Genomic DNA, 20,723 nt, shown 5'->3' with positions numbered 1-20,723 from the left:
CAATCAGGCCTTCTAGCTATGACAATCAATACCGCACAAACACGTTCCGATCCCACTGCGCCACTGAAGCGCCAATTTAAAATGCACGATGCATTCACTTTAGCATTCGTTTATATCTCACCGATTGTCGCGCTTTATGCTGTCTTCGGCCTTATTGTTCAGGCAGCTGGGCCTGCGGGTTGGTGGGTCTTCCCCATCGGCTTATGCTTACAATTATTAATCGCGCTCTCGCTGGGCGTTTTGGTTTCCCGCTGGCCTCTTCAAGGCGGTAGTTATCAATGGGCGCGTCGCCTACTTGGTGATAATACAGGTTGGATCACTGGATGGTTTTACATCTGGACGCTGATCTTTGTCTTTGCATCTAATGGTTATGCCATCGCAAGCTTTCTTCCTTCAGCACTGGGTATTGAACCGTTTACACCGTCGACTCAAATTATGGTTGCGCTAGTCATTATTTGCGCGGCAACCGGACTCAACCTCCTCGGCCCAGGTACGCTGAAACTTTTGGGCAAATTGAGCCTGGGCGCGGAGATCATTGGATCGCTAGGCCTCGCTACTGTACTTTTGATTTGGCATAGGAAGCATGACCTCGACATCCTTTTCACCACAGCAGGTGCGGGCGGCGATAATTACGTACTGGGCGGCCTTCTTGTCGCGCTTGGATTTATAGGTTTCGGTTTGGCAGGCTTTGAATCAGTCTGCTGTATGGCAGAAGAAATCGATCAGCCTGAGAAGAACATCCCGAAAGCTATCATTGGTGCTCTACTCGCGATTGGTTTAGTCGTGAGCTACAGCGCTCTCGCACTCATCCTCGCTACACCTGACTTCGGAGCGATTGTAAGCGGCGCGATTGTCGATCCCGCCGCCTCGACCGTCCAAGCAGCATTCGGTGAGAACATCGCCCAAGCATTTTTCATCTTGGTCATCATCGGCTTCGCTGCGTCCATGATGATGGCACAAACCAGCGTTTCCCGAGTGATTTGGGCATTCTCGCGGGACAAAATCCTTCCTGGTTCTGAATTTCTATCGAAGCTTTCGAAGAAGCATGGCACTCCGGACAGAGCAGTAACAGTTGTTGGTGTACTCGCCATGCTCGTCACGTTGCTCGCGTTCTCAGAGCGTGTCTATGCCACCCTTATTTCTTCAGCTACTGCGAGCTTCTTTATCACAATGGGCTTTGCCGTCATCGGCTTGCTATACCGTCTAGTCTCCAAGCAGTGGAAGTCGGGAGTATTTGGTTTGGGCTCGATGACGCTTCCGGTTGTCGTCGGGGCATCTTGCTGGGTTGTGTTTGAAATTGCCAACTCAGCCTGGCCACGCGAAGTAGCGGGACAAAGCTGGTACGTCAGCTGGGCGGTATTTATCGGCGTGTCGCTGATTGGTTTCCTTGGCGTTCTTGTTTGGCTAAGCATTCGCAGCAACCTGCGTACCTCACATGCGCTTTCTGAAGGAGTGGATCAAATCCTCACTGACGAAATTCGCACCTGATGGTAAGCGCCATGGAAGGCGCTTACCACATTGAGTCCTGTGAGCAATCCGAGAGCGCCAAAGCATTCAATCACAATGCTCGTGTACTGTGCCCGATACGCCTCTCAGATCAAATCTCCTTCTTAAGGGCCATATAGGTAGTCTTCACGGGGCTATACCATTCCTGCTGTCAAACATCCACTTGACCATCGCCGCCTATTTTTGGCCTTTTTCGCCATATCCCCTGCCCCCCGTTTCCCCGAAAATCTATTCACCATAAATACAATTTCCTCGCCAAGCAGCGCGGCCAGAGGTTTTTTCTAAAGGATTCCGAGCGTCATGCAGAATGTCTTCGACTACATCATTGTGGGCGGCGGATCAGCCGGTTGCGTATTGGCCAACCGGTTGTCGGAGTGCGGTCAATTCCAGGTTTGCTTACTTGAGGCTGGCGGTTCTGACAACTCCATTTTCATCAAAATGCCTTGCGCAGTCGCAGTACCTCTCGCAACTCCAAAATACACTTGGCCATTCGAATCAGAACCCGAAGTTCAGTTAAACGGAAGGCGGATCTTCTCTCCCCGTGGAAGAGTTATTGGCGGGTGTTCATCGATTAATGGAATGGTGTACATGCGCGGGCACCCTCTTGATTTTGACGAATGGGAAGCCAACGGTTCCGAGGGATGGAGCTATGCCGACGTTCTTCCCTATTTCAAGCGCGCCGAACACAGAGCAGAAGGTGGTGACACGTGGCGCGGATCTGGTGGGCCTCTCAAGACGCGCTACGGAACTTTGAGCAACCCTCTGTACAAGGCATTCATTGGAGCCGCAGTTGACGCTGGGTACGCAGAATCCGAAGACCTTAATGGCTACCGCCAAGAAGGATTTGGTCGCTTCGACATGACAGTCCACAACGGACAACGTTGGTCGACAGCAGTAGCCTATCTCAAACCCGCGCTTAGACGGAAAAACTTGCACGTCGTCTACAACGCCGTAGCGACGAAATTGAACATTGCGAATGGCAAAGCTGAAGCCGTGGAGTTCACGTGCGACGGTGAAAAGCATGTGTACTCGGCGAGACGCGAAATCGTGCTGTCGAGCGGCCCAATCAATACCCCAAAGCTGCTTATGCTTTCTGGCGTCGGGCACAAAACAGAGCTACTTGAACACGGCATAGAGCCGATTCACTCCCTACCTGGGGTGGGGAAAAATCTCCAGGATCACATCTCACTGTACCTGCAGGTCGAGTGCAAAAAGCCAGTCAGCTTAAATTCGATAAACACCGTGGATAAAGCAAAGATCGGTGCAAGATGGCTTCTCAAGCGTGACGGCCTTGGGGCAACCAATCACTTCGAATGTGGGGGCTTCATTCGCTCACGCGCAGGGATCAAAAGTCCTGACATCGAGATTCATTTCCTCCCAATCGCAGTGAGGGAGAAAGATGACCCGAAGTTCAGAGATCATGGCTTTCAGGTCGACGTGGGGCCGACCAAATCCAAAAGTGTCGGTCAGATCAAGCTCAATAGTTCGGATCCCTTGGATCCGCCGAAAATCACATATAACTACCTCAGTCAGCCCGAAGACTGGGTCGAGATGCGTGCCTGTATTCGCTTGGTACGAGAGATTATTAAACAGCCTTCATTAGCAGAGTTCGCAGGTGAAGAGATTATACCTGGCGCTCGCATACAGACCGATGAAGAGTTGGATCACTTCATAGCCAATCATGTCGAGAGCGGATTTCACCCTTCCGGCACCTGCAAGATGGGCAGCCCGACGGATCCAGACGCCGTAGTTGACTCCAGTCTCAAAGTAATTGGGCTGGACAAACTCAGGGTAGTCGACTCTTCAGTCATTCCAGTCATCACCAATGCGAACCTGAACGCTCCGACCATCATGATTGCTGAAAAAGCGGCCGACTTGATATTGCAGCGCCCTCTTTTGAAACCTGAGAAGGCGGACTATTTCATTCCAGAAAACTGGATGACCCACCAGCGCTAACAGCAGAAGGAGTAAAGAATGTACACATTGTATTACGTGCCCGATTGGGCGTCGCTGGCTGTGCGACTCACCTTGGAGGAGTTCGAGATTCCATATGAAGCCGCATTGATCGACAACGAAACCAATGAGAGAGATAGCGTGAGGTTTAGAAAAATGAGTCCACTAGGGCTCATCCCTGCTTTCTCAACACCTCATGGCGACATGTGTGAAACCACAGCGATCCTACTGTGGCTCGGCGATCAGCACCCTGGCCTTTCTCCGGCTCCGTCCTCACAGGAGCGAGCCCCTTATCTCAAATGGCTGTTGTTCATCAATAATGCAATCCACAACAACATCCTGTCCCTTTTCCATCCAGACCGGGTCTCCAGCGCGGCTAGCGCAGATGAAACCATGCAGAATGCGAGGGCGCAGATCCAAGTGGCGCTTGGCATCATCGATTCAATGGTGGCCACCGATCAGCCCAGCTGGCTGCGTGCAGACAAACCGACCGCGCTCAACTACTACCTTGGCCTGTTGATGCGCTGGATGAATGGCTTTGACGTGAGCCATCCCGCCCACATCTCGAGCAAAGAGTACCCCTCACTGCACTCGATGCTCCATGCACTGGAGAATCGCCCTGCTGCTCGAAAGTGTGCGGAGCTGGAAGGGTTGGGAGATACCATTTTTACCAATCCAACCCTAGTCTAACTCTTGGATGATAGGACGGCGAAAACAACTTCACGTTCCTACTCCGAAGCTCATGGTGTCCACCGATTACGACTGGGCACCACTTCTGGCTCCACACACGGGCTCTTCCTTCAGCCACAGCACCGCTAGCTGCAAAACCATCAAAGGTCAGCGAGGCTGGCTGCCGAACCCCGTGCGTTGATCGAAAATTTTCATGTGGGGCAACTGATTTAAAGCAAAGCTCGTCTACAAGAGGGCGGAACTTCACGCTCAAAAAGCAGGACTTTTCAGGCTAAACTCGTCCCACACCTCGCTTAATACGCAGATGGTCACAACCTAACTTCGTGCCCTCTGCAGAAACTAAAAAGCTGAAATCGAACATCTACAATCACATATGGAAGGCAGACTCAGTCAATATTCATATCCCAGTTTAGGTGCATCGATGGCACCCGACTTACGGCAAACGATCGAGCCAGTAGGCTTATTTGAGCCTGGAAAGAGCAGCGGTAATCAGACGGGTGTGTTTCTCTTCTGGAAACCTGGCGGGATCAAGCAAAAAGGAAACTAACAATCCATCAGACACTGCGACAATAAAATCAACTTCATCGTCAATTTCACCTTGCAGCTTAATCTCTTTATTCGCCACACCCTCGCTGATGAATTTACGAATTTGGCTCCGCGTACCTTCGTACACCTCATGAAACTTATTTTTCAGTTTTGCGTCATACGGGACTACTGACCAAAACGACAATGAAATTATTGAATCGATTTCACCTTCTGGACTAGGCACCAATTCTTCAATGACAACACGTACTTTATCCACCGCACAGGTGCACAGTGCTGCACGTTTCTCAATTCTAGCGTATGTATCCTCCGCGACAGCTTGAAAAGCAAAGTCGATGAGATCATCTTTATTAGAAAAGTAGTGCGCCAAGGTACCGCTGCTAAAGCCACCCTCACGAACAATCCCGCGAATCGTGGTATTGGCCAGGCCATTCTTACCAATCGATTTGAGCACCGCCTTGGTGATTTCTGCTTTCCGCAGTTCGTGATCGACTATCTTAGGCATAAGTTTATGCAGCGTCCTTCGATGACAAAAATGAGGGAAGAATGGCAGTCGGTGTTGGAAAAATCAATCGATCGTGATCGCAAACGAACTGCATCGTCTCCCCTTGTTAGAGGCGAATATTCTGTTGAAAACTGCTGGCACTCTTCCGTTCGTTACATGCTCTAGATAGGCGCTCCCGACCAGGAGGCAACCTTTCCCGGGCTCTGTAGCCACCCTCACGCTTTGTAGGCACCAGGTGCCTGGCCACTCCATCTCTGGAACGCGCGTCGGAATCCTGCGCCGTCGCAGAAACCTAATTTTTCGGCGATCTGATCCGTCTGGAGCTTTTCTTCCTTCAACATAATTTTGGCCCTTTCAAACCGAACGTCATCCAACAGTTGCCGATAGCTCGTTTTAAAAACACCCAATTGGCGCCGCAATGTGCGTGACGAACAATGCATGCGTGAGGCAATTTCTTCTAATGGCAATGGTGCTTGCAACGTCTCAGCGATGATGGCTTTCACTTGGAATAGCCACTCTCGCTCAGCAGCAAATTCCCGGTTCTGCCTTCTGCATATTTCCAAGATTTCCAGATGGGAAACAGGATCGGCCAGCGGGAGAGCCTTGTCTAAATACTGCGCGGAAAAACGGAGATAATTCTTTGGTTGCTCGTTGAGCACGGTGCAGGTGAGCTGTTGAGCACATCGTTCACCGTGCTCGTCGCTTCGCTTACCTTCGAACCCGACACTCAAGAGCTGCAGCTCCTCGCCCAAAATATCGCTGCAGGTACGCTTGAAGGACGCTATCGCCAACTCCGCATACTCCGACTTAAGGTCGACGGCGCCGGTGTAATCACTGAAATTCAATCTGGCAATACCATCCGACTCCTCTAGCGAAATATTGAATCCGTTCGCTATCAGGGCCGGGAACTCAGCGGCTGCTGCCAATGCGGCTCTTAACGTGGGAGCGGTGAGAAACGCATACCCCAGCAAGCCGTACACCGACACCCTAGCTGCGAGGCCTATTTCGATACTGATGTTTCTGCCTGGCAACAGCGCAATAACGTTTCGGAAAACCAAATACTCGTCGGTAATTTTAACCTTGGTGGAAAGCTCGTTGATCGTCTCCAGCGTCAAGCTGCTTCGCTGAAGCGCGAGTTGAGGGTCAAGGCCTGCCTGCTCGACTTTTGCGACAAGGCGGCTGGAGTGATGAACTGATGTTAACGAACAACTTCTCCAACTGCTCATAGACCACCCTTACGACTGTCATGAATTCAACGAGCGGTGGCTGGCCAAACACAGCCACCATGACCTCAGTGATTAACGCTTGGCGTTAGCCAGACGCAACGCTCTTTGATAGACCGGTTCATCGATCATCTTGCCGTCCACAGCAATGGCACCTTTACCTTCGAGTTTGGCCTGTTCGAACTCCGAGACGATCCTAACTGCCAGTTCGACCTCAACTGAGGAGGCAGAGAAACCGAGATTCGTTGGCGCGATCTGACTGGGGTGGATTAGCGCCGCCCCCTTCAGCCCAACTGCCCGTGAAGCACGTACTCTGGCGGCGAAAAGGTCGAGGTCGGAGTAATCAGCCAATGATCCAACCAAACCCAGTGCATGCAGGTTGTGAGCAGCAGCGGCTATAGCAACCTGAGTAGCAGGGAGCGTGAGAACAGCCTCACTAGGAGCAGTTTCCAATGCCGCACAATAGTCTTCTGACCCTAGAAGCAAGCCCTTCAGTAACGGGGAGGCTTGTGCAATCTCATTGAGATTGAGGATGCCAATTGGGGACTCAATCAAAGCGATGATGACCGGTGAAAGCTCATAATCATTACGGTAGCTTTCAATCAGCTCAGCCGCAGCTTTAACCCGGTAGCTGTCATCACACTTAGGTACCAGGATTGCCGTAACCTGCGACAGATCCGCCGCTGCGATGTCTTTAACCATGTCTTTTAGCGAAGAATTCACTCGAATCACGACATCAATGCCAGCATCTGCCACGCAATCGACTGACTCTTGTAGCGACTCACGCGCAGACGCTTTCGCACTGGGAATTACAGAGTCCTCCAGATCCAAAATGATCGCATCTGCTCCCCGCTTGATCGCAGACTGGATCAGCTTCGGATTGTTCGCTGGCACAAAAAGCATCGACCGCCAAGAATAGGAACGAGACATCAGATAGCTCCTACACTGGCCAACGATTCAATCTCGGTTGCGGAGCAACCAAGCGATTCGAGAATCGATTTGGAGTGTTCTCCGACTGCGGGCACTGCATCCATACGCGGCTCGGACACAGCCCAACCACCAGGTGGAAGAAGCGCTGGAAACTCGCCAATCGGGCTCTGCACGTTCCGCCAGCGATTACGAGCTTTCAACTGAGGGTGATCCCACACCTCCGCCATGTTGTTCACTTGCGCATTAGCGATCTGCGCTTTCTCCAGACGCGCGATCACCTCATCACGCGTCTTCCCAGCAAAGACTTCAGTGATAATTTGGGTAAGTTGCTCGCGGTTTTCATGACGCTTGGAGTTGGAGTGATACAGCTCGGAATTGGCCAACTCTGGGGATTGAAGTACGTGTTCGCAAAAAGAAGCCCACTCTCTCTCGTTCTGCAAGCCGAGCATTACGGTCTTGCCATCTCCTGCCACGAAGGGGCCGTATGGGAAGATGGTAGCGTGCCCTGCCCCAGCTCGTGGAGGCTGCGATGCGCCCTCAAATGAGTAATAGAGAGGGAACCCCATCCACTCAACCAAGCTCTCCAGCATGGAAATCTCGAGACGTTGTCCTTTCCCGGTTTTTTCTCGTTCGAGAAGCGCTGCCAAGATATTGGTATAGGCGTACATCCCGGCTGCAATATCAGCGATTGAAGACCCTGCTTTGACTGGCTCATCTTTTGTGCCCGTCACCGAGACAAAACCGGCCTCACTTTGAATCAGGAGATCGTACGCTTTCTTGTCACGGTAAGGGCCACTGTCTCCATAACCGGAGATGTCACAGACTATGAGATCTGGGCGCTCTTTGGAAAGCTCCTCATAAGAGATGCCGAGACGTGCAGCAGCACCTGGAGCAAGGTTCTGCACCACGACATCGGCCTCCTCAAGGATCAACTTGCGAAGGAGCTGATTTGCTCGTTCGTTTTTGAGATCCAGGGTCAAACTTTCCTTTGAGCGGTTCACCCACATGAAATGGGAAGACATACCGCGAACTCGTCCATCGTAAGCACGAGCAAAATCGCCGGTTTTAGGACGCTCCACCTTGATCACACGAGCGCCTAGGTCAGCGAGTTGGCGCGTAGCAAAAGGCGCGGCAATCGCGTGCTCAAGGGTGACGACGGTGATATCAGCCAGTGGTCTCATGGTCTCTCCAGTTTTTTGAAGTTGTTATGGGACTGGTCAAGCGAGATAGAGGGACGTTCCCTTTGTAGGGTCGCGAGGCAAAGCTTGAGCAGTCAGCTTCTTTTTAACACGACTGTTGTGTTATGAAAAGAAAACCGACGAGTGACCGCCTTTCCTGCCGAAGGATGCCTCCTGTGTCAGCCACGACCGGGGTGAACGAGCAGGCAAAAAAAAAGCCAGGCACTGGGAGTGCCTGGCAAAAATGCGCTTCTGTTGGTGCAAATTTTAGAAAGTCTTGCTCACGCCAACCAACAGCCGTGCGGAGCATGACTCCTTGTCACCAATATTTGAGAGACACTCCGTTTCGGACAGATTCGTGTCGATGTAACTTGCAGACCAATCCAAGCCAACCCAGTTCTTGGTCACCTTGACCTCCCACTCGTTATACGACTCCTCGGAGCTACCATCAGAAGAGAAAAATGCTGGATCCTTGTAATCAGCCACCCCGAAACGAAGATCTAAGCCGATATCATAAGGTAACGCTTTAGTGCCATAACCTATGTAGTTATAGGTGAAAACCTGGTCACCATAATAGTCATTTGAGTAGTACGTCCCAACCTTAAATCCATAAGCGGTCAAAACACCATACGCTTCCCCAGCGTTGAGAATTGAGCTTTTTGGGTAAGTATATTGAATATATCCGAGATCAAGATTGATATCGTCGCTTATTTTCCAATTGTATCCAGCGAGAAAATCATTTTCCGTCCGAGTATCTAGCCCATTGATATCTACATTGGAAGCCCACACCCCAGCATACAATCCGCTCGAATGGGCAAGAGTGGCAGAAGCTTGTACCGCAGGTTTTCGTTGAGTAAATGAAACACCTCTCATCGAATACTCAGAAAACGCACCAACAGTTGTGATTAGCTCGAAATCATCACTTAACGGAATTGCCGACACAGATTGTGCAACACATGCGAAAGCCCCAGCAACAGCACACACAGCCGCCTTGTTCATACCCAGCCTCATGATTATTTTTATGGCAGAATGAGTTAAATGAAATGCAATCGCAGATCCTTTGCAGCATCTCAGATAATTTATGTTTAGCGAGCAGACTCCCTAGACTTGTCCTCCGGCAAACTCACCACGAACTGCCAGAGAATAAAGAAAAATCTCGAAAAGCTCTCTTACACACATAAAATCACCTGATATTTTATATTTGTTATTCAAAGGCAATTAGATTTATGACATCGGAAGCTAATCCCGTGCATCACTGATCCATGCCCTGAAACGATTGTTACCTACGCAACCGTGCTGTGATATGGCTGATTCGGCCAAAAACAAACCAGACAGGCCAAATTGCTGGTTGAATGATCGTTAATTGTTGAAGAGATGCCACCACAGACTTATAAAATCCTGACATACAAAATACGGCTCTTTACTGCCAGTCGTGACTTGCATAAGCAATAAATACAGAGTTAAAAACTTCGATTGGGTTAAGCTTTTTGAGGACTACCAAGGCATGGCCATACTCGATACATCTCTGCAAGACAGTGCCGCACCAGAAGGCGTTTGCTACGGCTGTGGGAGCAGTAATCCTAACGGACTGCATATCAAGAGCTTCTGGCATGAGGACGGCGTACACGTCATCGCCGAGCACCTGCCTGATCCCAAGTTCTGCGGTTGGCCCGATCTGGTTTACGGCGGGATGATTGCGATGCTGGTTGATTGCCATTCCAGCTGGACGGCGATGGCCTATCACTACCGAGCTGAGCACCGTGAGCCCGGCACCGAACCCGGTATCACCTGCGTCACTGGAAACCTTGGCATCAAATTCATCAAACCCACACCAATGGGGATATCACTGACTCTGCGGGCCAAAGTTGTAGGCGATATCGGACGCAAGACTCGTGTGATCTGCGAGGTCTATGCCGGAGAGGTGCTGACAGCTATTGGTGACTCTATTTTTGTTCGAGTAAATACAGAGCAATTGGCAGCAAACGCCCATGGTCGCCAGGCTATTCCTGTGTGATTAGCGCCCCTACGTTCTAGGGGTAACGCTTAATTAAGCCCGGCCATTTGACCGGGCTTTTTTTCTCACACCTTATGAACCGTTAAGCCTGAGCCATTGCGATGATTGCCCACATTAAACCGCGTGCCTGAGCAACTCCACCAACTGGGCATGCATTGCAGGATCACCACAAGCAACAACAGTCCCGCCATTTTGAGCAGTCCTGCCATCCCAGGCTGTGATCACTCCACCGGCACCTTCGATAATCGGAATCAACGCCTGGACGTCATAGGGCTGCAGACTAGCCTCGATAATCACATCTACGAATCCTGAAGCGAGCATGCAGTACGCATAGCAATCACCGCCGAAGCGAGCCAATTTCGCTTGGCTTGCCACAGATTGAAAAGCCTCTCGACGCACTGGTGTCTCGAACATATCTGGTGTGGTGCACATCAGTGTTGCTGAGGAGAGGCCTTGGCACTGGCGTGTTCTTAGCTTCGTCCCATTGCACCATGCACCATCCGGACTGCCTATGTAGCGCTCACCCGTGAAGGGCTGATTCATCACTCCGAGCACAGGGCGCTGACCATCGTTGAGGGCTATTAGCGTTCCCCATAGTGGCAAGCCGGTGATGAAAGCTCGGGTACCATCGATAGGATCGAGCACCCAAGTCAGCTCGCTGCTGCCTACGATTGAGCCCTCCTCCTCGCCAAAGATGCCGTGTGTGGGATACCGATCCTGAATCAGTTCGCGCATCGCTCGTTCGGCAGCCTTATCCGCCAAGGTTACGGGGTCGAAAACATGACCGCCCTTATCCTCCACATCCAGTTTTGCTCGAAAGTACGGCTGAATAGCTACAGCTGCGGCCTCGGCTAACTGCTCGGCGAAGGCTTGATATTCAGCAATATGATCTGCTCTGATGGACATCGACGATTACCCGATTTAGCGAAAAAACGTGGATCTTATCTGAGGCAACTGATAAGTCCACCTCACCTCATAACCCTCAACAAAAATGGCCCTCGAAGGGCCCTTTTGTACTCAAACCAAGATCACTTGGTTAGCCAGATTCCACGGTGGCGGAGCCGTACTGAGCCTTCCATTCCTTCAGTGTTTTGTGGTTGCCGCCCTTGGTTGGCACGACTTCGCCGGTTTCCGGATTTTTGTACACCTTCATATGGCGAGGTTTACGGCTGCCAGCTTTGGACTCGAGGGTTGGAGCGCGACGCGCCCGACTGCGGGTTGATCACGTCTTTCAGGCTGTAGCTGTACTCGCCCAGATCTTTCTGCTGACCTACCATCGTTCCGAGGACAAGCAGAACTGAGAATTGCTCAATGAGAAAAGCGCCGCAGGCATTGAGGCCCTTGTTGATGAACTTCGGTCGTCATCAATAAGCGAATTTTACTTCTCGATACATCGGTACAAACTATCTTTAACAGAAGGGCTCCAAGGCTTTCTGAGCCTGCTGGCCCGATGACTTCAATCTGTCTTTTGCCAGATCGATGTCACGCTTTTCCATCTTGAGCGGTCTACTTGAACGCGAGCAAAAGGGAAGAGATCGTATGCGTTGCGCAAACTGCGGATTCGAGAATCCCTCCGGGGCCAGCTTCTGTGACGCGTGTGGCGCCAGGCTGTCTTGCAGCTGTCTGCGCTGTGGCCACGAGGCGCGCCTTTCCGACAAATTTTGCAGTGAATGCGGCGCGCCGCTAACCAATGTACCTGCTGCGCCATCACCGCCCCCCCGGCCTGTTTCAGGGCCTTCTCCAGCGCCCATTCATTACACGCCCCACCACCTTGCCGAGCGCATCCGCGCCGAACAGGTAGCCATGGAAGCCCGGGGCGAGACCGCCGGTGAGCGTAAGACCGTCACGGCACTGTTTGCCGACATGGCTGGTTCCACGGCGTTGATCCACGACCTCGATGCGGAAGAGGCCCACCACCTGATCGAACCCGTCGTCGCGCTGATGATGGAAGCCGTCCACCATTACGAAGGCTACGTAGCCAAGACGCTGGGCGATGGCATACTCGCGCTGTTCGGAGCCCCCATCGCACATGAGGATCATCCGCAGCGGGCGCTGTATGCGGCACTGCGCATGCAGCAGGCGATACGCCGACATGGCGACCGCATTCGCCTGGAGAAAGGCATTCCGCTGCAAATCCGCGTCGGCATCCATACCGGAGAGGTCGTCGTGCGTTCGATCCGCACGGACAATTTGCACACCGATTACGATCCGGTCGGGAACACGATCCACATTGCATCCCGGATGGAGGGCATCGCCGCACCATCGTCGATCCTGGTGAGCGAGTCCACCTACAAGCTGGCGGAGGGTTATTTCGAATTCAAGGCTCTGGGGGCCGCCCAGGTCAAAGGCATTCCCGCCCCCCTCGTTGTGTACGAGGTGCAGGGTCTCGGCGCGTTGCGCACGCGCTTGCAACTGTCGGCACATCGCGGGCTGGCCAGGTTCGTCGGCCGCCAGGTCGAGCTCGACCACCTGCATCAGGCGCTCGAGCAGTCCAAAGCGGGCCACAGTAAGGTCGTCGCGGTGATAGGCGAGGCCGGAGTCGGGAAGTCACGGCTGTTTCATGAGTTCAAGGAGCGCTCGCGGCGTGGCTGTTTGGTGCTGGAGACGTTCTCGGTGTCGCACGGCAGGGCCTTTGCCTATTTCCCGCTCATCGAACTGCTGAACAACTATTTTCAGATTACCGCCCAGGACGACGAGCGCCGGTGCCGGGAAAAGGTCATGGGCAAGACCCTTACACTCGAGCGAAGCTTCGAGGATCTCGTGCCCTACCTGCTTTATCTGCTGGGTATCGGCCAAAGCAGTTCTGTGCTCGCGGAAATGGATCCTCAGATCAGGCGCGATCGCACCTTCGATGCGATCACTCAACTGCTGGCGCGCGAGAGCCGCAATCAACCGATCGAACTGCTGTTCGAGGATTTGCAATGGCTGGACTGCGAGACCGAAGCATTCCTCGCGTACATGATCGACCACTTGGCGAGCACCCCGATCCTGCTCCTCGTGAACTACCGGCCCGAGTATCGACCTGTGTGGACGCGCGCGAGTCATTGCAGCCAACTGCGGCTCGAACCGCTGGGCCCAGCCGAAGCCCAGGGACTGCTGGCGACCCTGCTTGGGGACGATCCCACCCTCGCCCCTCTCAAACAGCTCATCCTGGATAAGACCGAGGGCAACCCTTTCTTCATGGAAGAAGTGGTGCAAACGCTGGCGGAGGAGAAATTGCTGCTTGGTGAACCCGGTCAATATCGAATCGAGCAAACTCCGGCTGCGCTGCATATTCCCACCACTGTGCAGGGTGTACTCGCCGCCCGTATCGACCGCCTCCCCGTTGCGGAGAAGGAATTGCTGCAGATCCTCGCCGTTATCGGCAAAGAGTTTCCGTTCAGTCTGATCCAGTGCATCTGTGATGGGCGGGACGCTCGGCTGGACGAAGATTTGTGCGATCTGCTCGCCCGACTGGAGGCTGCGGACTTCATTTACCAGCGGCCCGCATTTCCGGAGGTGGAGTATTCGTTCAAGCATGCGCTAACCCAGGAGGTTGCGGGCCACTCGCTACTCACGGAGCGGCGTAGCGCGCTGCATGAGCGCACGGCGCAGGCTATCGAGGCACTGTTCCCCACTCGCATCGCGGATTACTGCAGCGAACTGGCGCACCACTATAGGCTGAGCGGCAATGTTCCGAAGGCCGTGGAATACCTGCACCGTACCGGGCAACAGGCCCTCCAGCATTCCGCCCATCTCGATGCAATGCGTCACCTCGGCGCGGCGCTGGAATTGCTCAAGCATTTGCCTGATACGCCAGCGCGTGCTCATCAGGAACTGACGTTGCTACTCGCCCTGGGGCCGGCCTTGATGGCCGTGCGAGGCTATGGTGCGCCCGAGGTAGCGGCCACTTACACCCGCGCACTGGCGCTGTGCGCGCAAGTAGGTGACGACTCGCTTTTCCCTACGCTGCTGGGGCTGTGGAATTACTACGAGCTGCGTGCTGAATACTCCACTGCATGCGAACTGGCTGAACGATTGCTCAGCATTGCGCAAACTGCGCAGGATCCGGACTTGCTCGTGGATGCCCATGCGGCACTCGGAGAGACATTGTTCTTCCAAGGTGATCTGCGCAATGCCCATGACCATCAGGAGCAGGCGCGTGCGCTCTACATCCCAGACCGGCATCGCACACATGCCATTACGTACGGCTTGGATCCGGGCTACGCCCTGTCATTTTCGGCCTGGAGTCTTTGGTACTTGGGTTTTCCCGATCAAGCAAGCACGCGCAGCCGGGATACCCTTGCTCTGGACAAGAAGATTTCCCACCCGATTAGCTTGGCCTTCACCCTCTCCGCTACATCGATACTCGCGCAGTTTCGGCACGACGTACAACTCGCTGAAGAGTGTGCAGATGCCGCCATTAAGCTTTCTCTCGAACGAGGGTTTCCGTTTTCTTTGGCATGGGGGAATATTCTTCAAGGTTGGGCTCGCATCGAGCAGGGAAACATTGACGAGGGCATCGCTCAGCTAACCCAAGGTATCGCCAATTACCAGGCAGCCGGAGCAGAATTTGGATGTTCTTATTTTCTAGCACTGCTGGCCGCAGCTCACGGACGCGACGGGCAACCGCAGGCAGGATTGGATGCCGTGACCGACGCTCTGGCTATGGTGAACAGAACAGGCGAGCACTTTTATGAAGCAGAGCTGTATCGCCTGAAGGGAACTCTTATTCTCCAATGTCCGGGTGAAGAAAGACAGGATTCTGCCGTGCAGCAGGAAGCGCTAGCATGCTTTCACAAGGCGATCTCGGTTGCTCGACAACAAGGTGCAAAGTCACTCGAGCTACGAGCCACAGTGAGCCTTGCTCAGCTATGGAAAACACGAGACAAGGAGGCGGCCAGGCAAATGTTGGCCGACATCTATAGCTTCTTCACCGAAGGCTTCGACAGCGTTGATTTACTACAAGCCAAGGCGCTGCTCGATGCATGGGCATCAAGTGGGGAGTGAACGATCGATAACGCATGGTGCTGAATGGAGCATCGGCGTGTCGTCGGCAAGCGCGTGACGGGACGAAGCACCGCAGCAAGTTCCGATTCGTATCAGCTCCGACGAGGAGACCTCGAATGACCACGAAGAACGGAAGGCCTCGGGGCAGTGATGAGCGTAAGCCGGTCGCGCTGGCTTTGCAGGGCGGCGGCATGCACGGTGCGTTCACCTGGGGCGTGCTCGATCGGTTGCTCGAGGATGACAGGCTTGCCATTGAAGGGGTGAGCGCAACCAGTGCCGGCGCGATGAATGCCACCGTGCTGGCTTACGGTATGCTGCAAGGTGGCGAGGCCGGGGCGCGCCAGGCGCTGCACGATTTCTGGTACGCCGTGGCGCAGTCCGCCGAGCGTCATAACCCGTTGCGCTGGATGCCATGGTTGAAAGGGACACACAGCTTCGGTCTGGACTATTCACCCATGTATACGTTCGCGGACATGGCACTTCGAATATTCTCGCCTTACCAGTTCAATAGCCGCAACTTGAGTCCATTGCGGGATGTGCTGGATAAACAGATAGATTTCGCAGCCCTGCGGAGCCAATGCCCGTTCGACCTCTATCTTTGCGCAACCAATGTCGAAACGGGAAAAATACGCATTTTCACGAAAGATGAGGTTTGCGCCGAAGCGGTACTCGCATCAGCCTGTGTGCCGACATTGTTCCAAGCGGTCACGATCGACGGACAGAACTACTGGGATGGCGGCTATATGGGAAACCCGGCCATTTTTCCGTTGATCTACCACTGCAATACACGCGATGTGGTGATTGTCCATATCAATCCACTCGTCCGCCCAGGCGTACCCATTACAGCTGCTGACATCCTTAATCGCATCAGTGAAATCAGCTTTAATTCGTCGCTGATGCGTGAGCTGCGCACGATCGCTTTTGTCACCGACCTCATCCAGCAAGGCAAGGTCGATCGCAACGAGATGAAGGAGATGCTGATCCACTCCATTAAGTCAGACGAGGCAATGTGTGCGCTCAGCGTGTCCAGCAAGTACAACGCGGACTGGGACTTTCTTTGCGGGCTGCGCGACAACGGACGAAGCGAGGCCGAGACGTGGCTCTCGGAGAACTACTGCAATATTGGCGAACGGTCGAGTATCGACATACGAAAGGAATTTCTTTGAACGCCGCCATAGGACAGGAAAGGTGATTGGCGTTGGCACGAACACTCGCTCTATGGGTGCGGTGTAGCACGCATGAGTGCTCCACGGTGTGATCGCCCACTACGGCAACGCCAGATCCAATGTCCCTCAATCTGCTACAAAAAAGGCCCTCGCGGGCCCTTTTGTACTCAAACCAAAATCACTTGGTCAGTCAGGACTCCACGGTGTCGGAACCGTATTTCGCTTTCCATTCTTTCAGCGTTTTATGGTTGCCGCCTTTCGTTTCGACTACTTCTCCAGTGTGCGGATTTTTGTGTCACTTCACTTGGGTAGGTTCGCGAGAGTCGGCTGTTGACGCGCGCACATCGATAGCTCAAACGTCAACCATATGATGTGCTCACGACATGCCTTCGCGTTGAGTTGACGACCTATAAATTACGCAATGCCTTGACCAATTCCTGATCGTTACCACCTAGGGCACTGGTGGCAATAGCTGCGTTTCGAAGCAGCATAGCAATCGCAGCATCCATCTGTTGTTTGTTGAAACGCTCGGCTGGGCCCGACAGGGTGAGAGCTCCCTTGAACTCATACCCTACAGCAAAGACCGGTACCGAAACCGACGCGGTTTCGGGATCCCGCTCTCCACTGGACGCCGCCCAGAACTGATTGCGTTCCTGCGCAAGAGCCGGGTCTTGCAACTTGCTGAAGGCTCGTAGCACTTTGCCCGAAGCTCCCGCCTGCAACGAAAAGCGCGCGCCCTCATGAATGGAGAATCGGACAGCACGCTTAGGTTCAACCCTGAACAGCACAACGCGACTGCCGTTATCCAGTACGTAAAATGATGAGGTTTCACCACTCTCTTCGGTAATCGATTCCAGGATCGGATAGATCACATCACGCAGGCGAAACGAGGTTTGATAAATCTGCGCCAGACGCAGTGGTTCAGGGCCCACTGCATAATTACCATCGGGTAGTCGCCGCACAAAGCCTGCGAACTCCAATGACGTTATGATTCGAAGAATGGTGCTTTTGTACAGCCCAGTACGCCTTGCAATCTCAGCCAGCGACAGACTGCTCTGGTCAATATCGAATGCCGTTAAAATCGAGAATGCCCGGTCAACCGCAGCCACACCACCCTCTGCAGCAGGATTGGAAGGCTCGACATCTTTGGGTTGTTCACTCGTCATGATCGCTCGCGGAAAAATAAAAAACGATGGAGTACGGTGCAAAAGCGAATGCCCGATAAGGGTGAACCTTACCCTTTGCCCCTATTAGCTGCCAAATCGTTTCACAACCAGCCCATACAACGTTCGCCTCAATGAGTCCCAACGATGGAACAACTGCTGACTAGACTGAAATTCTGAAGCCTCTTTCATTGACTGCTGCAGAAGGCAATGAATGAGGCATGGCCACAGGTTCGACTACGCTACCACTGAGCAAGCTCCTCCTATCAAGCGTCACGCATGAACAGACGAAGGGACATTGCCATCAAGGCCGCTACAAACACGATGCACCCCATCGCCATTAATCCAGCGCTGAATGAACCGGTAAAGTCTTTCAAAAAGCCCATCAGATACGGGCCTGCAAATCCACCAAGCGCACCGATGGAGTTGATCAAGGCAATCCCACCTGCTGCCGCCCGACCGGAAAGAAACTTGCCGGGTAAGGTGTAGAAGATGGTTTTGGCCGAAATCGTTCCAATCAGCGCAAAAGTGATGCCGAGCAGTGCAGGAACCAAAGTATTCATCTGCATTGCCACTAATAGAGCAGTACCTGCCAGCAGCAAAGCCAGGATCAGGTGCAGGATGCCTTTGCCAGTACGGTCTACATGACGAGCCCAGATAAGCAGGCCAATAGTCGCGAAGAAATAGGGAATCGCCGCCACCCATCCAATCATGCTGACTTCAACCCCATGCCCTTTGAGCATTTGCGGCAACCAGATGCCGATCCCGTAGGAGCCGAGCGTGAAGCTGAACGTAATACAGCTGAGAATCCAGACCCGTGGGTCTTTGAGCGCGTCCTTGAAACCATGGCTTTTGGGGTGACTGCGCTTCTCGTCGGCAAGCATCTCTTCAAGAACATTGCGTTCTTCAGAGGTGAGCCATTTGGCTTCAGCCGGACGGTCAACCATGACCTTGAGGGTGATCAACCCGAGGATGCAAGCTGGCAGACCTTCAATCAGGAACATCCATTGCCAACCAGATAGACCCCAGATGCCGTGCATCTGCAACAACCAAACGGACAGTGGCCCACCGACCAGAAACGAGATGGGGGTCGCTATGGTGAACCAGGCAAGCACCCGAGTTCGATACTGAGCTGGAAACCACAGCGTCAGAAAAAATATTACGCCAGGAAAAAAACCAGCCTCAGCAACTCCGAGTACAAAGCGCGCAATGTAGAAACTGTAGGGCCCAATGACCAGTGCTGTCGCCGCGGCGGCAAGGCCCCAAGTGATCATGATTCGAGCCATCCAAAGGCGCGCGCCGAAGCGGAACATTGCCAGATTGCTTGGAACTTCACAAAGGCAATACCCGACGAACATGATGCCTGCGCCCAGACCAAACTGGGATGCTGTCAAACCGAGCTGATCGGTCATCTGCAGTGCGGCATACCCCACGCTGGTACGGTCAAGGTAGTTGAAAAAATAAGCGAGTGCCAAAAGAGGTATCAAGCGCCAGGCGGCTTTGTGCAGGACACGTGTCTGCTCTCTACTCAGGACTATGGAGACAGGAGCGGACGATTCAGTTGCGGAAGTCGTGACGGTGGCCATGACGTGATCCTCGATATTGTTCTTATTGAAGCCGGCGGCTCAGTCATGCCGCCGGTAACACACCCTGGGATGACAAAAGCTCAGCCTTTAACAACACCGGCACTACGCAAAGCCTCAATATCGGCTGGTGCATAACCCATCTGGCTCAACAACTCATTGGAGTGGCTGCCCAACGTCGGCACGTTCAGGCGAGTGCCAAATCGTTGACCGTCCATCTCGAACGGAAGCATCGGCACTTTCACTACCTCACCATCAGGCAGCGTCAGCTCAGCCATGCCACCTGATTGATTCAGGTGTTCATCTTCGAACAGATCTTGCGGACGCTGGATCGGCGAAAACGGTAATCCTGCCGTTTCACAACGGGCCATCACTTCAGCCTTGCTCATGCTGCCTAGGCGCTCGATAACCAGAGGCATGATCTGATCGCGGGCCGCAACACGCTCATTGTTCTGTTGCAGCGAAAGATCGGAACCGAGTTCGGTAAAGTCAAAAGCAGTGCAGAAGCTCTGCCATTGACTGTCGCTGACAACACCCAGGAACACCTGGTCATCATCAGAGGTGTTGAATACGTCATAGATGGCCCATGCGGAAATGCGGCTTGGCATCGGCGCTGCGGCCTTCCCAGTCACAACTTTTTGCATCATGTGCTGAGCCACTAGGAATGCAGAATTTTCGAACAAACCAGTCTGGACAAATTGCCCCTGCCCAGTGGCATTACGCTGATGTAAAGCCGCCAGAATCGAGATCGCGCTAAACATGCCACCCATGACGTCATTGACTGAGGCGCCAGCGCGCAACGGACGCCCTTCAGGGCCCGTCATATAGGCCAGCCCTGTCATCATCTGCACCACTTCATCCAACGCCGTGCGGTGATCGTAGGGGCCAGGCAAAAAGCCTTTCATTGAGCTGTAAATAATGTCGGGCTTGATTCCTTTGACTTGCTCAAATCCGAGCCCAAGCTTTTCCATCGCACCTGGGCGGAAGTTCTCAGTCACCACGTCAGCGCTGGCGATCAGCTTGCGCACCGCCTCCATGCCCGCCTCAGTTTTCATGTCCACGGCAAAACTTTTTTTATTGCGGTTGTAGGTCATCCAGTAGCCCGCGCCGGATCCCATGAGACGTCGAGTGTTGTCACCTGCCGGAGCCGGTTCGACTTTGATGACTTCGGCACCAAGATCCGCGAGTACCAAACCGCAGGTTGGGCCCATAACCATATGCACAAATTCGATGACACGGATGCCGGCGAGCGGCAGGGCTTTTTCAGAAGTCTGCTGCAT

15 protein-coding genes and 3 pseudogenes are annotated in these 20,723 nt (G+C 53.3%); 7 read left to right on the top strand and 11 right to left on the bottom strand.

Annotation, left to right across the window (positions count from 1 at the left end):
* Positions 1-18 precede the first annotated feature (18 nt).
* From PMI36_RS20970 to PMI36_RS20980, 3 genes are all read left to right on the top strand, one after another.
* A complete protein-coding gene (locus tag PMI36_RS20970) occupies positions 19-1,488 on the top strand; it encodes an APC family permease (protein WP_008069783.1) in 1,470 nt (489 codons plus the stop codon).
* Positions 1,489-1,806: 318 nt separating this feature from the next.
* Positions 1,807-3,462, top strand: a complete 1,656-nt coding sequence (locus PMI36_RS20975) for a choline dehydrogenase (protein WP_032830218.1) — start codon at positions 1,807-1,809, stop codon at positions 3,460-3,462.
* 18 nt (positions 3,463-3,480) lie between these two features.
* A complete protein-coding gene (locus PMI36_RS20980; protein WP_008069778.1) occupies positions 3,481-4,149 on the top strand; it encodes a glutathione S-transferase family protein in 669 nt (222 codons plus the stop codon).
* A 460-nt stretch (positions 4,150-4,609) separates the two neighbouring features.
* Here the strand turns inward: PMI36_RS20980 and PMI36_RS20985 are convergent, their stop codons facing one another.
* The 5 genes from PMI36_RS20985 to PMI36_RS21005 all read right to left on the bottom strand — a co-directional run bounded on the left by PMI36_RS20985 (position 4,610) and on the right by PMI36_RS21005 (position 9,527).
* The gene (locus PMI36_RS20985) at positions 4,610-5,197 is read right to left on the bottom strand and encodes a TetR/AcrR family transcriptional regulator (RefSeq protein WP_008069776.1); all 588 of its coding nucleotides are present in this window, start codon (positions 5,195-5,197) and stop codon (positions 4,610-4,612) included.
* Positions 5,198-5,412: 215 nt separating this feature from the next.
* Positions 5,413-6,423: an AraC family transcriptional regulator gene (locus tag PMI36_RS20990; protein WP_008069774.1), complete on the bottom strand. Its 1,011-nt coding sequence runs from the start codon at positions 6,421-6,423 to the stop codon at positions 5,413-5,415.
* A gap of 72 nt (positions 6,424-6,495) precedes the next feature.
* Positions 6,496-7,350, bottom strand: a complete 855-nt coding sequence (locus PMI36_RS20995; RefSeq protein WP_008069773.1) for an HpcH/HpaI aldolase/citrate lyase family protein — start codon at positions 7,348-7,350, stop codon at positions 6,496-6,498.
* The gene (locus tag PMI36_RS21000; protein WP_008069772.1) at positions 7,350-8,531 is read right to left on the bottom strand and encodes a CaiB/BaiF CoA transferase family protein; all 1,182 of its coding nucleotides are present in this window, start codon (positions 8,529-8,531) and stop codon (positions 7,350-7,352) included. Before PMI36_RS21000 ends, PMI36_RS20995 begins: the two co-directional genes overlap by 1 nt.
* 264 nt (positions 8,532-8,795) lie before the next feature.
* A complete protein-coding gene (locus PMI36_RS21005; RefSeq protein WP_008069770.1) occupies positions 8,796-9,527 on the bottom strand; it encodes a TorF family putative porin in 732 nt (243 codons plus the stop codon).
* 505 nt (positions 9,528-10,032) lie between these two features.
* Here PMI36_RS21005 and PMI36_RS21010 point away from each other — a divergent pair.
* A complete protein-coding gene (locus PMI36_RS21010; protein WP_008069768.1) occupies positions 10,033-10,542 on the top strand; it encodes a PaaI family thioesterase in 510 nt (169 codons plus the stop codon).
* Between the two features lie 114 nt (positions 10,543-10,656).
* On the opposite strand, the gene hisN is transcribed toward PMI36_RS21010, so the two are convergent.
* Both hisN and PMI36_RS32240 read right to left on the bottom strand, forming a co-directional pair.
* Positions 10,657-11,448, bottom strand: coding sequence for a histidinol-phosphatase (hisN, locus tag PMI36_RS21015; RefSeq protein ID WP_008069765.1), 792 nt, complete (start codon positions 11,446-11,448; stop codon positions 10,657-10,659).
* A gap of 130 nt (positions 11,449-11,578) precedes the next feature.
* Positions 11,579-11,855, bottom strand: a pseudogene (locus tag PMI36_RS32240) (histone-like nucleoid-structuring protein, MvaT/MvaU family).
* A gap of 166 nt (positions 11,856-12,021) precedes the next feature.
* On the opposite strand from PMI36_RS32240, the pseudogene PMI36_RS32405 reads away from it, so the two are divergent.
* The 3 genes and pseudogenes from PMI36_RS32405 to PMI36_RS21025 all read left to right on the top strand — a co-directional run.
* Positions 12,022-12,207 (top strand): annotated as a pseudogene (locus PMI36_RS32405) (zinc-ribbon domain-containing protein); the annotation flags it as partial.
* A 138-nt stretch (positions 12,208-12,345) separates the two neighbouring features.
* Positions 12,346-15,531, top strand: coding sequence for an adenylate/guanylate cyclase domain-containing protein (locus PMI36_RS21020; RefSeq protein ID WP_008069764.1), 3,186 nt, complete (start codon positions 12,346-12,348; stop codon positions 15,529-15,531).
* Between the two features lie 116 nt (positions 15,532-15,647).
* The gene (locus PMI36_RS21025; RefSeq protein WP_008069762.1) at positions 15,648-16,697 is read left to right on the top strand and encodes a patatin-like phospholipase family protein; all 1,050 of its coding nucleotides are present in this window, start codon (positions 15,648-15,650) and stop codon (positions 16,695-16,697) included.
* A 190-nt stretch (positions 16,698-16,887) separates the two neighbouring features.
* Here PMI36_RS21025 and PMI36_RS31830 read toward each other — a convergent pair.
* From PMI36_RS31830 to PMI36_RS21040, 4 genes and pseudogenes are all read right to left on the bottom strand, one after another.
* Positions 16,888-16,992: pseudogene (locus PMI36_RS31830) on the bottom strand (transcriptional regulator); the annotation flags it as partial.
* Between the two features lie 112 nt (positions 16,993-17,104).
* A complete protein-coding gene (locus PMI36_RS21030; RefSeq protein ID WP_007995722.1) occupies positions 17,105-17,863 on the bottom strand; it encodes an IclR family transcriptional regulator in 759 nt (252 codons plus the stop codon).
* A gap of 263 nt (positions 17,864-18,126) precedes the next feature.
* A complete protein-coding gene (locus PMI36_RS21035) occupies positions 18,127-19,446 on the bottom strand; it encodes an MFS transporter (protein ID WP_008069756.1) in 1,320 nt (439 codons plus the stop codon).
* 80 nt (positions 19,447-19,526) lie between these two features.
* Positions 19,527-20,723, bottom strand: coding sequence for a CaiB/BaiF CoA transferase family protein (locus PMI36_RS21040; RefSeq protein WP_008069755.1), 1,197 nt, complete (start codon positions 20,721-20,723; stop codon positions 19,527-19,529).

This window comes from Pseudomonas sp. GM79, assembly GCF_000282495.1.
In the GTDB taxonomy this organism is placed as follows: Bacteria; Pseudomonadota; Gammaproteobacteria; order Pseudomonadales; family Pseudomonadaceae; genus Aquipseudomonas.
This window is presented reverse-complemented; position numbering and strand designations above follow the sequence as displayed.

Coding starts and splice junctions, on each gene's coding strand:
- PMI36_RS20970 (WP_008069783.1), top strand. CDS start 19: ATGACAATCAATACCGCACAAACACGTTCCGATCCCACTGCGCCACTG.
- PMI36_RS21005 (WP_008069770.1), bottom strand. CDS start 9,527: ATGAACAAGGCGGCTGTGTGTGCTGTTGCTGGGGCTTTCGCATGTGTT.
- PMI36_RS21000 (WP_008069772.1), bottom strand. CDS start 8,531: ATGAGACCACTGGCTGATATCACCGTCGTCACCCTTGAGCACGCGATT.
- PMI36_RS21025 (WP_008069762.1), top strand. CDS start 15,648: ATGACCACGAAGAACGGAAGGCCTCGGGGCAGTGATGAGCGTAAGCCG.
- PMI36_RS21020 (WP_008069764.1), top strand. CDS start 12,346: ATGGAAGCCCGGGGCGAGACCGCCGGTGAGCGTAAGACCGTCACGGCA.
- PMI36_RS20975 (WP_032830218.1), top strand. CDS start 1,807: ATGCAGAATGTCTTCGACTACATCATTGTGGGCGGCGGATCAGCCGGT.
- PMI36_RS21010 (WP_008069768.1), top strand. CDS start 10,033: ATGGCCATACTCGATACATCTCTGCAAGACAGTGCCGCACCAGAAGGC.
- PMI36_RS20990 (WP_008069774.1), bottom strand. CDS start 6,423: ATGAGCAGTTGGAGAAGTTGTTCGTTAACATCAGTTCATCACTCCAGC.
- PMI36_RS20985 (WP_008069776.1), bottom strand. CDS start 5,197: ATGCCTAAGATAGTCGATCACGAACTGCGGAAAGCAGAAATCACCAAG.
- PMI36_RS20980 (WP_008069778.1), top strand. CDS start 3,481: ATGTACACATTGTATTACGTGCCCGATTGGGCGTCGCTGGCTGTGCGA.
- PMI36_RS21035 (WP_008069756.1), bottom strand. CDS start 19,446: ATGGCCACCGTCACGACTTCCGCAACTGAATCGTCCGCTCCTGTCTCC.
- PMI36_RS20995 (WP_008069773.1), bottom strand. CDS start 7,350: ATGTCTCGTTCCTATTCTTGGCGGTCGATGCTTTTTGTGCCAGCGAAC.
- PMI36_RS21030 (WP_007995722.1), bottom strand. CDS start 17,863: ATGACGAGTGAACAACCCAAAGATGTCGAGCCTTCCAATCCTGCTGCA.
- PMI36_RS21040 (WP_008069755.1), bottom strand. CDS start 20,723: ATGCAGCAGACTTCTGAAAAAGCCCTGCCGCTCGCCGGCATCCGTGTC.
- hisN (WP_008069765.1), bottom strand. CDS start 11,448: ATGTCCATCAGAGCAGATCATATTGCTGAATATCAAGCCTTCGCCGAG.